Here is a 12,733-nt window from a genome sequence, read left to right as displayed (position 1 = left end):
GGGTCCGGTTGCGGGAGTGTCCGCGGCATGGATGCCGCGGCCAAGCCCCCATGGACGGGTTTACGGCGTCTCCCGCAACCGGACCCACCCCGCCATCCCACGGATAGCCAGCTTTTGCTTCGGCTGTTGCTGTTGCTGTTGCTCTGGCTTCGGCAGGTGCAGGGCTGCAAGCCCTGCCGAACACCCTCTACTTTGCCTGCTCGCAGAACTTCTGCCGGTACTCGAGCGCCTTCGGCATCAGTGCCTGCAGGTTCTGGATGCGGGTGCCCGGATTCGGGTGGGTGGAAGCGAACTCCGGCGGCGCCTGGCCGCCACTGGCCTGGCCCATGCGCTGCCACAGCGGCACCGCCTCGCGGGGATCGAAGCACGCCGCCGCGGCCAGCATCAGCCCCACTTCATCGGCCTGCGTCTCGTGGCTGCGCGCATAGGGCAGCAGATAGCCGTAGCCCATCGCCGACATCATCATCTGTTGCTGCTGCGCATCCATGCCGCTGGCGGCACCGGCCATCTGCCCGATCTGGGTCAGCTTCTGCTGCGCCATCCGCTGCGCACCATGGCGCAACAGCGCGTGGGCGATCTCATGGCCCATCACCACCGCCATCGCATCACGCGTACGCGCCACCGGCACCAGGCCGGTGTAGACCGCCATCTTGCCGCCCGGCAGGCAGAACGCATTGGCCTGCTCGGACGGGATCACGTTCACTTCCCACTGGAAATCCCGCGCGAAATGCGCGGGCTGCACGCCGTGCTCCTGTGCCAGCGCGGTCTCCACCACGTCCACCTTGGCGATCAGGCGCTGCGCGATGTCGCGCACATCGCGCGCGATCGGCGCATTCGGATCCATCGGCCGTTCCTGCGAGAGGATCTGCTGGTAAGCCTGCAGACCGAGCGCGGTCTCCTGGCGCGCATCCAGGCTGCTGTCGATCATCACCTTCTCGCCAGTGTAGGGATCGACGGTGCGATTGGAGAACCAGTAGAACACCGCATAGCCCGCCGCCAGCAGCAGCACCCACCAGCGGATGTTGCCGAACAGGCCGCGTCGCTGCGGACCTTGGGGCGAGCGGGAAAAGGGATCGTTGCGCATCGGTGGTCTTCCAGCAGACCCCGCCGGCTGGCGGGCACGGCGCAATCTTAGTGCGCGGACGCCAGCAGCGGGTGAAGCCCGATGCCGCTCAGATGCCGCGCACCAGGCGGAAGCCGATGCGCGCATTGGTGGTGTCCGAATCCTGCGATTGACGCCAGGCCGCACGGGTCTGCTCGGGCGCATTGGCCCAGTTGCCGCCCCGGATCACCCGCGAGCGGCAGCCCGGGTTGAACCAGGCGACACCATCGGACGGCGCACGCCGGTAGCTGGCGTGCCAGCAGTCGGCCACCCATTCGCTCAGATTCCCGGCCATGTCGTGCAGGCCGAAAGCATTGGCCTGGAAACTGGCCACCGGCGCCGGTCCCCACCAGCCATCGCCATAGCCGATGAATGCGTTGTGCCAGTGCCGACCCGAAGGCGAGACGTCCTTGCTGCCGGTGAAATTGCCGCTGCCCGGCGGCGGCGTACCAGCGTCTCCCCAGGGGTAGCGGCCACTGCTCCCGGCGCGCAGCGCATATTCGAATTCGGCCTCGCTCGGCAGCCGGTAGCTGCGTCCTGTCTGCTCGGACAGCCATGCCGCGTAGTTCTCGGCATCCCGCACGCTGACATGCATCACCGGCGAGTTACCCAGTGCACGCGCGCCATCGTAATCCGAACGCCAGTCGACGCCGCTGCGGCGGATGAAATTGCCGCTGCGCTCGTCATAGACCACCGAGTGGCCGCGCCGGGTCGCACGTGGTCGTGCATTGGTCGACTTCACATAGCGCTCGAAATCGCCGACGGTAACCTCGGTGATCGCCATCGCGAAGCCGCGGTCAAAGCGCACGTAGTGGGAGGGGCGCTCGGCGTCGGTGGAGCCGGGCTCGGCATCACCCGCGCCCATCTGGAAGCCGCCATGCGGCACCACCACCATCTGCGGACCGCGCCCACCATCACGCATCGCGTCGCTGAACACCTGGCCCGGACGGAAGCTGCCGTAGTGGGTGGCCAGATCGATGCGTTCGCGCAGCTGGGCCACCACCGCATCCCCCGGCAAGGCGATGCGCAGGGCCTCGGCCAGCTTTTCGCGCGCCGGCTTCAGCCCCTGCGGCGTCGCCAGATCGCGCAGGCCCTCATCACGCAGCTGCAGCAGCGCGGCGGCGCGGATCTGCTCGATGCGCTCGAAGGCATCGGCAATGGTCGGTGACGAGTCACGGACCTTGCTGGCTTCGGCCAGCCAGGTGCCCGCACTGGCAAAGTCGCGTACGCGCGCGGCGTCCTCGGCCCGGCGGATCAGGCCACTTTCGGCCGCCGCCAGGCCCTGCCGCGCCCGGCTGTTGTGTTCGTCCAGAGCCAGCGCTTCACGGAAGTTGCCAATCGCACCGTCACCGTCCTCGCCGATCCGCCCCGATCGCAGGTCTTCCTCGCCGGCACGGTTATAGGCCACCACGCGCTGGGCGAGCTCCACCCGGCCCTGCAGCGCGCGCACCTTCTCATCCTTCGGCGCCAGGGTCAGCAGCACCAGTGCCTGGCGACTCGCCTCGGCCAGCGCCTCGCGCTGCCGTAGTGGCCGAACCAGCAGAGCATCGGCCTGCTGCTGCAGGCGCTGGCGAGCACGCTGCAGGCCGCTGCGGGCCAGGCGATCATCCGGATCTTCCTCCTGCACCGCCAGCCACAGCGGAACCGCCGCGTCGGCGTCCTCGTACAGGTGCCCGTCGCTGAACGCCTTTTCGGCTGCGCGGCGCAGCTGGGCGACGCTGCGGCCCTGCCGGTCGACCCGTGGCGGTGTCCACCGCTGCACGTCCTCGGTGGCATCCTCACCGGCAATGGTGACGCTACCCTGCCCCACCCCCGGTGTCGGCTCCGCCAGTGAACCTTCCTGCGGCCGCGCGTCTTCGCCAGCAGCCGGCCCCGGCTCCGGTGTTGCCGAGGGCGACGGCGTGCAACCGGCCAAGGCCACGGCCAGAGCGGTGCACAGCACGGACGACAGCGGAAAACGCAAGCAGGATCTCCTTCGGCACGGACGCGGACCGACGTTAGGCTATTCTCCCCTGCCTGAGCAAACCCGAGTAGTAGGCCCTGACCCGTGGCAACCTGGATCACCACCCCCGCCGAGCTGGATGCGTACTTCCAGCAGCGTCCGGCCCGCATCGGCCTGGACACCGAATTCATCCGTGAACGCACGTTCTGGCCACAGTTGGCTCTGGTGCAGATGGCGGTCGGGCAGGACATCCTGCTGATCGATCCGCTGATTCCCGGTATGGCCGAGGCACTGGCGCCGTGGCTGGCCGATGAGTCGATCACCAAGGTGATGCACAGCGCCAGCGAAGACCTGGTTGCCTTCAAGTGGACCTGCGGCGTGTTGCCGCGACCGCTGTTCGACACACAGATCGGCGCCTCGCTGGCCGGCATTGGTGGCGGCATGGGCTACCAGAAGCTGGTCGCGGAAATCACCGGCGTGGCGCTGGCCAAGGGCGAAACCCGCTCGGACTGGATGCGCCGTCCGCTCTCGGAGTCGCAACTGCAATACGCCGCCGACGACGTCGAGCACCTGTTCGCGCTGCATGACGCCATTGATGCCAAGTTGCAGGCGCTGGGCCGCCAGCAGTGGCTGCACGACGACGGCGAGCGCCTGCTGGCCAGCGTCGCCAATGACGAGGACCGCTGGCCGCATCTGGCGATGCGCTCAGCGCAGTTTCTCGATGCTCCCGCGCAGCGCCGCCTGCTGCGCCTGCTGCGCTGGCGTGATGTGCAGGCACGCAGCAGCGACCGCCCGCGCAGCTGGATCCTGGACAACGAACTGGCCGCCACGCTGGCACGCACGCCACCGGCCGATGCCGCCGCGCTGGCCACGCTGTTTGAACAGTTCCCGAAGGCACCGCGCAAGCTCGCCGGCGCGGTGTGGCAGGCGCTGGACACGCCGCTGGCCGATGAGGCCGAGGCACCGCTGGCATTGCCCGCCAACGACACCAACAAGCAGGCACTGAAGAGGCTGCAGGATGCCGTTGCCGAGCGCAGCCGCGAGCTGGGTCTGCCGGATGGCGTGCTGGCCTCGCGCAAACATCTGGAAAGCTACCTGGAGCGCCGCCAATGGCCGGCCGCACTGGCCGGCTGGCGCCAGCAGGAACTGGAGTCGCGGCTGCAGGCGCTGCTGCCGGCACGCTGATGGCACAAGGCGCCGGACCACGTCGGCGCCGTGCACCTCAGGCCTGCAGGGGCCGTGCTAGGGTTTGCCGGTACTGACAAGGAGACGTCGATGCAGACCCTCAAGATCGCGACCGCCTGCGCACTGCTGCTAACCCCGTTGGTCCTGGCATGCACTGGGCAGGCCGCACCGCTTTCCTATGCACAGGAAAAGGAGAACACAGCCAAGCTGGTGGACATCATTGACGGTGCCACCCGCGATGGTCTGGTTGCCGTGCTGGTGCCGGCCCCGTATGTCGTGCACAACGGCGGGCCAGGCGTCGGCTCTCCAGTCCCCGGCTTTCATCTGGGCCACCGCTCGACCGACCTGCCCGGGTTCTCGACCCGGGTGTCCTTCCAGCACAAGGACATCCCTTCCCAGGGATATGTTCAGCAGTTCAACACCAATGAGTTGGAGAGCGACCCCCAGCGAACGGTGCTGATGGACGTCTTCGAGGTCCATTTGATTCCACCGGGTACCTACCTGCTAAACGGTGCGGAAAACTACCGTCTGAACACCCGCGTAGCCAGACTGAATCCACTTGGGACACGGGACGAGGTATCGAAGGACATCGGCGCCACCCGCCTGGCCGACGTCGATTACCGTTTCTATTCCTGGAAGAAGGTCTGGGTACCACCGGGCGTCCTGACCGATCAGCACTCCCAGCAGGTCTGCATCTCGGTGCACGTGGCCTCCGGCAACTGCGTGGCATGGGGCACCCAGAACTACGAAACCTCGCGCACGACCGAAGGCTACTGGGATGACAGGATCGTCCCTGAAGACATCCCTGCCGTACGCATCCAGGCGGTCATCGCCAAGGCCCACGCGCCACTGGCCTTCACTGCCCACGAGGGGCAGATCCTGCTCAGCCCCTTCATTGTTGCCGCCGACGGCGATATCGATTTCAACGCGAACGACTGCGCACCGGTCGACAAGCTGACGGGCTGCGCCCTGCGCCGCTTCAGGGTGCACTACCAACCCGCGCCGTTGGAGGCTGCACGCAAGCACATCGCAATCACCTCGCGCGGCCTCAACGGCACGCAGCGCAAGGTACTGGAGCGGATGGAGGCGATGCAGCTGCAGGTGCTGGGCCCCAGTGCGCCGTCCGATGCGGCGCTGGGCAAGGGCGTCAGCGCCACACCCTGAGCACGGATGAGCCATGCCCAACAACGAAAAACGGCGCTCGATGAGCGCCGTTTCAGTTAAACGAACGGGTAAGGCTTACCAGTTCATGTTCAGCGAGACACCGACGGTGCGCGGTTCGTTGTAGACCGCAGCCATATAGTTCTCGATCACACCCTTGAGGTTCTTCTCGTTGGTGATGTTGCGCGCGAACAGCGCCACTTCGTAGGCACCATAGTTGCCCGAGTAGCCGATCTTCAGGCCGCCTTCGAAATCACCCTTGGAGTTGAACTCCTTGCTGTCGTACAGCACGAAGCTGGTGTAGCCCTGCTTGTTCCAGTCGGTGGACACGAACATGGTGCCCGCGTCGCTGACCGGGAAGTCGTAACGGGCGGCCAGGTTGACGTTGTACTTCGGCGCGTTCGGCAGCGGGTTGCCGTCGATCTGCGCGAAGGTGTTGGCACCGACCTTGATGGTCGGGTCATTCACCGTGCACACCACCTGGCCGTTGAGGCCGCAGACCTGCGCGTAGACGCGCTTGTCCTTGATCTCGCTGTGCAGCAGGCTCAGGCCGGCGCTCAGGGTCAGGTTCGGAATCGGGCGCAGCTCCATGTCCGCTTCGAAACCATAGGCCCTGGCCTTGTCGGCGTTGAACAGCACGCCGTTGCCGTCCGAATCGTTGCCGTTGAGCTGGATGTCGTTGACGGTGTAGGTGAACGCGGTGGCGTTCAAGCGCAGGCGGTTGTCCCACAGGCTGCTCTTCACGCCCGCTTCCCAGGACAGGATGGTCTCGGAATCGGCGGTGGTGAAGTCGGCATTGAACACGGCCGAGCGGCCCTGGATGGTCGGGCCGCGGAAACCGCGGGCGACCTTGGCATAGACGCTTACGTCCGGCGTGATCTGATACATCGCGCTCAGATCCCAGCTCGGGGTGGTGTCGGACATCTTGACGTCGGTGCGGCCCTTGTAGGTGACCACGCCAGCGGCAGTGTCAGCCGTCTTCAGCAGGCGGGTGTGCTTCTCGTCCCGGGTCTGGCGCAGGCCGGCCGTGACGGTGAACTTGTCGGTGAAGGCATAGCTCAGCTGGCCGAAACCGGCCCACGAGGTGTTCTTGTTGCGCAGGCGCACCCAGTTGTTCGGGTTGCGGGCCGCGCCCTGCAGGAACCAGGCGCGCTGGTAGAAGTCGGTGGTGTCGCTGCCGTTGAAGTAGAAGGCACCGGCCTGCCACTGCAGCGCGCTGTCGTCATGGCTGGCCAGGCGGAATTCCTGGGTCCACTGGTCCAGGTCACGGATGCGGCCCATCGACTGGCCGTAGCCGTTCGGCACGCCGTTCACCGGGAAATTCACCGCAGCGCCGCCGTCGGTGTCGCCACGGCTGTAGCCGGAGGTCGTCTCGTAGGCGGTGATCGAGGTGAAGTCGATCGCGCCGAAGTCGTAGCGCGCCTTCACCGAGCCGCCGTAGGTCTTGTAGGCCTGCGGGTTGTTGTCGGCTTCGTCGTAGGCAACCTTGTCGCGCGGCACGTCGGTCTTGTTCGAGCCCTTGGTCAGCGCACCGCGCAGGAACAGGGTCGAGGTGCCTTCGTAGTCACGGGCGTGGGCCGAGGCCAGGATCGAGAACTGGTCGCTCGGGGTCAGCAGCAGCTGCGCGCGTACGTTGCGGTCATCGAAGCCGCCCATCGCGTTCTTCTTCGGGCTGACCGTGCCGTCGGCACTCGGGCCCTTGTAGGTGTTGTCGACGTAGTCATCGCGGTGCTGGTACAGCGCCGACACGCGGAACGAAGCGATGTCGTTGATCGGGCCGCCGAAGCCGCCGTCGATCGACACGCTGTTGTAGGTCGCGTAGCTGGCGTTGACCCGGCCGGTGTAGTCCTGGGTCGGCTTCAGGGTGTCGAACTTGATGATGCCGGCGGTGGTGTTGCGGCCGAACAGCGAGCCCTGCGGGCCACGCAGCACTTCCACCTGGTCCACGTCATAGACCGGGTTGGACTTCAGCACCACGTGCTCCAGCACCACATCGTCCTGGATGATCGACACCGGCTGCGAGGCACCCAGGTAGAAGTCGATATTGCCGAGGCCACGGATATAGAAGCGCGGGAAGATGCGGCCGGTGGTGGTTTCCGCATACAGGCTCGGCACGCGGCCGGACAGTGCCAGCAGGGTGTCGTCGCCGCCGGCGGTGAAGTCGCGCATGCGCTCGCCCTGTACCACACCCACCGAGACCGGCACTTCCTGCAGGTTCTGCTCACGGTGTTCGGCGGTCACGGTGATCGTGTCCAGGCCGGTCGGGGTCGGCGCGCTGTCCTGCGCGGCGGCACCGAAGCTGCCGACCAGAGCCAGGCCGGCGCAGGCCAGGGCCAGCGGATGGCGACGGAAGGAAACGAAGGAAGACGACAGACCCGACAGGCGGCGGGAATCGGAATGGGAGGGCATGGAATGCTCTGAGGAGGCGTCCGTGCGGCCTGCGCGAGCCGGGCGGCAAAAAGGGGGAAAACTGCGCAAGCGGCCATTATCCCCCAAATTGTTACGATTTCGTTGCGCGGCACCCGAACCCGGCGAAACAAGCGGTTTCGGCACAGTCAGCCGGCAGCGCCTGGGGTCAGATCCGTTTTCCAAGGGAAAACGGATCTGACCCCGAAGCTCCTGGCAGCCGGTCAGCGCGACATCGACCCTCGCAAGTCGCCCGCGTGCGCGCTGCGAAACCAGCTCTCGCCTTTACTTCTACGGCGCCGCGGCTTCGCGCTACGGCGTCGCGGCTTCGCGGAACGACTGCTCATTGCTGCCGCCCGCGGCATTGCCTTGCGCAACGCCTGGTCTCTGTCGAATTCGCCCTGCTGCGGCAGGCCCTGGCCTGAAACGGTCCGGGACGGCGGTGGATCCCGTCCCCGCCCCGTCCCGGCCGGGCGCTTGGCAAGCGCGGCGGGCGGCGCTACACTGAAAGCCTGCCGTGGGGCCATAGCTCAGCTGGGAGAGCGCGTCGTTCGCAATGACGAGGTCAGGAGTTCGATCCTCCTTGGCTCCACCACTCTTCAGAAGAACCCGCAGATCGCCATGATCTGCGGGTTTTTTTCTTTTCAGCGCCTCCGGCTCAGGCCGGCTCCTGGTCACCATCCTTGCGTTGCGGGCCGCGCGAGTGCGCATCGCGCACCCGTTGATCGCGCTGCCCCGGCCGCTGCTTGGCCACATCGTCCTGCTTCCTGTCCTGGCGGCTTTCCTGGATGCCCTGCTTCGGGTCCTGATCCTTGTCTGGCTCGTTCATCTGATTACTCCCTCATCGGCATCAGGCCGACGTTCTGCCCCACGCTAGAGGCCGGCGGGTAATCCACAGGTCAGTCCCGCGCCAACAGCGTGTGCACGAACCCACTTGCTGCGACGGTGAACACACGCCCAGAATCCGATGCAGCACGAATTCCGCGTACAGCCATGCCCCCGCCCGCCCAGCACGCGGCACACACCGTGCCGATGAACTTCAATCCAACCGACGGCAGCATCCAGCTCGGCACGCTGCCGAACCTGATCTGTCCCAGCCTCTCACTGCAGGAGGCGCGCATCGTCTTCGCCACGCTGACGCATGGCGAGCGCGATGTCGGCACCGGCTATCACTGGCTCAGCCTGCAGCGGCTCAGCCTGGGCGGTGCGCCCGCTGGCATCAGCCTGGGCTTCCACGGGCAACAGCTCGACATGGTGACGATGGGTGTCGATCTGCCTGATGCGACACTGGAAGACGGCTGGCCCACCCAGGCCGCGATCGATGCCGAAGTCGCTTTCATGCAGCGCATCTTGGCCACGGCACTGGGGCGCAAACTGACAGGCGGCCACGCCCGCTTCAGCTGGGGCGAGGCTTGGGCCCGGTTTGACCCGAAGGGATTCATGGCGAGCAGCGGCCTCCGCTACTCGCCTCGCACGTGACGGCGCTCAGGTTCGGGTGATCGACACGCCGCCTTCAACGCGCATTGCGGTACCGGTAACGAAGCTGCTTTCATCGCTGGCCAGGAACAACGCCGCATTGGCGATCTCCTCCGGCTTGGCCATGCGCTTGAGTGCATGCAGCGAGCGCACGAAATCACGCGCATCAGCGGTCGGTGCCGCCTGCCGGCCCATCTCGGTATCGGTGCCCCCGGGCAGCAGCACGTTGCTGCGCACGCCACGCGCGCCGTATTCGGTGGCGATCACCTGGCTCAGGCCGATCAAGCCGGCCTTGCTCGACGCATAGGCCGCCATTCCCGGGAAGCCGACGGTGTGGCCGACGAAGGTGCCGACAAACACCAGCGAGCCACCGCCGCGTGCCAGCAACACCGGCAACTGGGCGCGTGCGGCATGGAAGGCGGCATCGAGATTGGTGGCCATCACCTCGCGCCACGCATCCACCGGGAACTCTGCTGCCGGTGAACCGGGGCCGAGCATGCCGGCATTGTTGAGCGCGATGTCCAACCCACCGAATGACTGCTGGGCCAGTTCCACCAGCGCCGGTGCCGTGGCCGGATCAGCCACGTCCGCGGCATGCACCACCACCTCGCCACCGGCGGCGCGGATCTGCTCGGCCAGCGCCTGCAGCGGCTCCGGCCGCCGTGCGTTGAGCACCAGCTTTGCCCCTTCTGCAGCGAAGCGCAGGGCGCTGGCGCGGCCGATGCCGGCGCTGGCACCGGTGATGAGAGCAATCTTGTTGTTCAGCCGCATGGTCGTGGTACCGGTTGTGAAGTGGCCGCCACGATGCCGCGCCTATCGCCTTCCAACACTCCGTTTCCGGGCCCGGCCCATCGGTGCAGGAAACGGAGTTTCCGCAGAACCAGCACGTGCCAGAATCCGGCAATGGACAGCACCGCCACCACCGCCCTCGATGCCCGCGTCGAACGGGTTTGCCGCCACCTTCAAGCCAGCCACGACGAACCCTCGCTGCAGGAACTGGCCGGGATCGCGGGTTGCAGCCCAACCCGTCTGCATCGCCTTTTCAAGGAAGCAACCGGGTTGACCCCGAAGCAGTACGCTGCCGCGCTGCGCGCCGACCGCCTGCGCACCGGGCTGGAACAACAGGAACGCATCACCGACGCCTTCCACGATGCTGGCTTCGGCTCCAGCGGTCGCTTCTACGAGAACGCGCCGAAGCTGCTGGGCATGACGCCGAAGCAATGGCGTGCCGGTGGTCGCGGCGAAGTCATCCACTTCGCGCTTGCCGAAAGTTCGTTGGGCAGCGTGCTGGTGGCCAGCAGTGCCACCGGCGTGGTCGCGATCCTGCTCGGCGACGATCCGGAAGCGCTGCTGCAGTCACTGCAGCAGCGCTTCCGCCAGGCCGAACTGGTCGGGGCCGACAGCGGCTATGAACAACTGGTGGCACAGGTGGTGGGCCTGGTCGAGGATCCCTCGCGAGGCGCCACGCTGCCGCTGGACATCCGCGGCACGGCTTTCCAGCAACGCGTATGGCAGGCGCTGCAGCAGATTCCGCGCGGACAGACGGCCTCATATGCCGAAATCGCCGCGCGTATCGGCGCGCCGCGATCGAGCCGCGCGGTGGCACGCGCCTGCGCAAGCAATCCGCTGGCCGTGGCGGTGCCCTGCCACCGGGTGGTGCGCCGTGACGGCGACCTGTCCGGCTATGCCTGGGGCGTGGCACGCAAGCGCGAACTGCTGCGCCGGGAAAAGATCGCCAACGGCTGACACGACCCGCAAGCGCCAACCTTGGCCGGCATCGGCCAAGCCCTCAGTCCAGCTTCACCACCAGCTTGCCGAAGTTGTGCCCCTGCAGCAGCCCGAAGAACGCCTCCGGTGCATTTTCCAGCCCTTCCACCACATCCTCGCGGTACTGGATGCGGCCCTCACGCAGCCACTGCGCCATCTCGCGCTCGAAGTCCGGCCACAGGTGCTTGAAGTCGTGCACGATGAAACCGCGCACGGTCAGGCGCTGGCGCAGGATCTGGCTGAACAGCACCGGCAGGCGGTCCGGGCCAGGCTGCGCAACACCACGATTGTTGTAGGTGGCGATGGTGCCGCACACCGGAATGCGGGCGAAGTCGTTGAGCAACGGCAGCACCGCATCCAGCACATGGCCCCCGACGTTCTCGAAGTACACGTCGATACCCGCAGGTACCGCCGCGCGCAGCTGCTCGGCAAAATCAGCCGCGCGATGATCCAGCGCCACGTCCACGCCCAGCGTCTGCAGATAGGCACGCTTGGCCTCGCCACCGGCGATAGCCACTACGCGCGCGCCCTGCAGCTTGGCCAACTGCGCCACGGTCGCGCCGACCGGCCCCGTTGCGGCGGCCACCACCAGCGTCTCTCCCGGCTGCAGGCGGGCGATTTCATGAAGGCTGGAATAGGCGGTGAAGCCCGGCATGCCATACACCCCCAGCGCCGTACTCAACGGCAGCCCGGCCGGGTCCAGGCGGCGGCCCAGCGCCTTGGCCGGCAGCACCGCGTGGGTCTGCCACCCGCCCGGCGCCAGCACCCGTTCGCCCACTGCGACACCCGCAGCCCTGGACTGCAATACCTCGGCCACGGTCTGGCCTTCCATCACAGCGTCCACTGCCACCGGCGCGGCATACGACGGTCCCTCATCCATGCGTCCACGCATGTACGGGTCCAGTGAGAGGTAGCGATTGCGCAGCAGCACCTCACCGTCGCCCAAGGGCGGCAGCGCGGCCTGCTCCAGGCGGAAATTGGCTGCAGTGGGCGCCCCCTGCGGACGCGACGCCAGCACGATGCGGGTGGTGGTCGATGAGTCGGACATGACGACGGTCTCTGCTGTTGCCAGCATCAGGAAAGGAACGCCGACACTACGCCGCAGCGTTCCCCCATGGGGGTCACGAAAACAGCGTTCCATGTCCGGTATCGGTGCCGTCCACGCGCAGGCCGCGCCACGCCGCCTTTGTCGATCACCGTGGCCCGCTGAATTCCGCCGCACGCGATGATCACCGCGCCACCGCGCACGGATGAATCGGCATCCAGCGCCCCCCCTGCCCCGCGACGGCGGATCAAGTACTTGCGTCTACGCAGACGGCAATGTGAAGGTTTTTTGCCAAAATGCTTGCCGTAGCCGGCTGACCTCCGTAATATGCGCGTCCTTGGCAGCGACCTCGCTGCAATGAACTACGTGGCCGAGTAGCTCAGTTGGTAGAGCAGGGGATTGAAAATCCCCGTGTCGGCGGTTCGATTCCGTCCTCGGCCACCACGTTCGACAGCCTGCAGAAATGCGGGTCTTTTTTTCGGGAATCGCAGTTGATCGTGATTGCCACACAGTTTGGCCGAGTAGCTCAGTTGGTAGAGCAGGGGATTGAAAATCCCCGTGTCGGCGGTTCGATTCCGTCTTCGGCCACCATCTTTCGAGACCTGCAGAGATGCAGGTCTTTTTTTGTCCGTGCTTCGCGCACTGCACG

The 12,733-nt window shown here is 66.5% G+C and carries 10 protein-coding genes and 3 tRNA genes; 7 read left to right on the top strand and 6 right to left on the bottom strand.

Going from position 1 to position 12,733, the window contains the following annotated elements:
* Positions 1-187: 187 nt before the first annotated feature.
* Positions 188-1,084: a M48 family metallopeptidase gene (locus AC10QF_RS14635; protein WP_005417787.1), complete on the bottom strand. Its 897-nt coding sequence runs from the start codon at positions 1,082-1,084 to the stop codon at positions 188-190.
* Positions 1,085-1,172: 88 nt separating this feature from the next.
* Positions 1,173-3,065 carry a formylglycine-generating enzyme family protein gene (locus AC10QF_RS14630; protein WP_494542420.1) on the bottom strand — a complete coding sequence of 631 codons (1,893 nt, stop codon included), beginning with the start codon at positions 3,063-3,065 and terminating at the stop codon, positions 1,173-1,175.
* Positions 3,066-3,149: 84 nt separating this feature from the next.
* On the opposite strand from AC10QF_RS14630, the gene rnd reads away from it, so the two are divergent.
* Positions 3,150-4,229, top strand: coding sequence for a ribonuclease D (rnd, locus tag AC10QF_RS14625; RefSeq protein WP_005417789.1), 1,080 nt, complete (start codon positions 3,150-3,152; stop codon positions 4,227-4,229).
* Positions 4,230-4,319: 90 nt separating this feature from the next.
* Complete coding sequence (locus AC10QF_RS14620) at positions 4,320-5,393, top strand: hypothetical protein (protein ID WP_222523798.1); 1,074 nt, start codon at positions 4,320-4,322, stop codon at positions 5,391-5,393.
* A gap of 75 nt (positions 5,394-5,468) precedes the next feature.
* Here AC10QF_RS14620 and AC10QF_RS14615 read toward each other — a convergent pair whose 3' ends face one another.
* Entirely contained in the window at positions 5,469-7,799 is a 2,331-nt protein-coding gene (locus AC10QF_RS14615) for a TonB-dependent receptor (RefSeq protein ID WP_494542419.1), read from the bottom strand.
* A 516-nt stretch (positions 7,800-8,315) separates the two neighbouring features.
* Here AC10QF_RS14615 and AC10QF_RS14610 point away from each other — a divergent pair.
* Positions 8,316-8,391: transfer RNA gene (locus AC10QF_RS14610), tRNA-Ala, on the top strand.
* 63 nt (positions 8,392-8,454) lie between these two features.
* Here the strand turns inward: AC10QF_RS14610 and AC10QF_RS14605 are convergent.
* Entirely contained in the window at positions 8,455-8,625 is a 171-nt protein-coding gene (locus AC10QF_RS14605) for a hypothetical protein (RefSeq protein WP_494542418.1), read from the bottom strand.
* 164 nt (positions 8,626-8,789) lie between these two features.
* Between AC10QF_RS14605 and AC10QF_RS14600 the strand changes: the two genes are divergently transcribed.
* The gene (locus AC10QF_RS14600) at positions 8,790-9,275 is read left to right on the top strand and encodes a hypothetical protein (protein WP_494542417.1); all 486 of its coding nucleotides are present in this window, start codon (positions 8,790-8,792) and stop codon (positions 9,273-9,275) included.
* 6 nt (positions 9,276-9,281) lie between these two features.
* Here AC10QF_RS14600 and AC10QF_RS14595 read toward each other — a convergent pair whose 3' ends face one another.
* Complete coding sequence (locus AC10QF_RS14595; RefSeq protein ID WP_494542416.1) at positions 9,282-10,043, bottom strand: SDR family oxidoreductase; 762 nt, start codon at positions 10,041-10,043, stop codon at positions 9,282-9,284.
* 132 nt (positions 10,044-10,175) lie between these two features.
* Here AC10QF_RS14595 and AC10QF_RS14590 point away from each other — a divergent pair, with 132 nt between their 5' ends.
* Entirely contained in the window at positions 10,176-11,018 is an 843-nt protein-coding gene (locus AC10QF_RS14590) for a bifunctional transcriptional activator/DNA repair enzyme AdaA (RefSeq protein ID WP_069139808.1), read from the top strand.
* Between the two features lie 43 nt (positions 11,019-11,061).
* Here the strand turns inward: AC10QF_RS14590 and curA are convergent, their stop codons facing one another.
* Entirely contained in the window at positions 11,062-12,087 is a 1,026-nt protein-coding gene (curA, locus tag AC10QF_RS14585) for an NADPH-dependent curcumin/dihydrocurcumin reductase (RefSeq protein WP_111177508.1), read from the bottom strand.
* 365 nt (positions 12,088-12,452) lie between these two features.
* Between curA and AC10QF_RS14580 the strand changes: the two genes are divergently transcribed.
* Both AC10QF_RS14580 and AC10QF_RS14575 read left to right on the top strand, forming a co-directional pair.
* A tRNA-Phe gene (locus tag AC10QF_RS14580) sits at positions 12,453-12,528 on the top strand.
* A 71-nt stretch (positions 12,529-12,599) separates the two neighbouring features.
* Positions 12,600-12,675, top strand: a tRNA-Phe gene (locus AC10QF_RS14575).
* Positions 12,676-12,733 lie beyond the last annotated feature (58 nt).

The sequence above is a fragment of the Stenotrophomonas maltophilia complex sp. Om-AH-Sm3 genome (assembly GCF_059337855.1).
The sequence above is the reverse complement of the archived record's forward strand: the minus strand, read 5'-3'. Positions and strand labels throughout refer to the sequence as shown.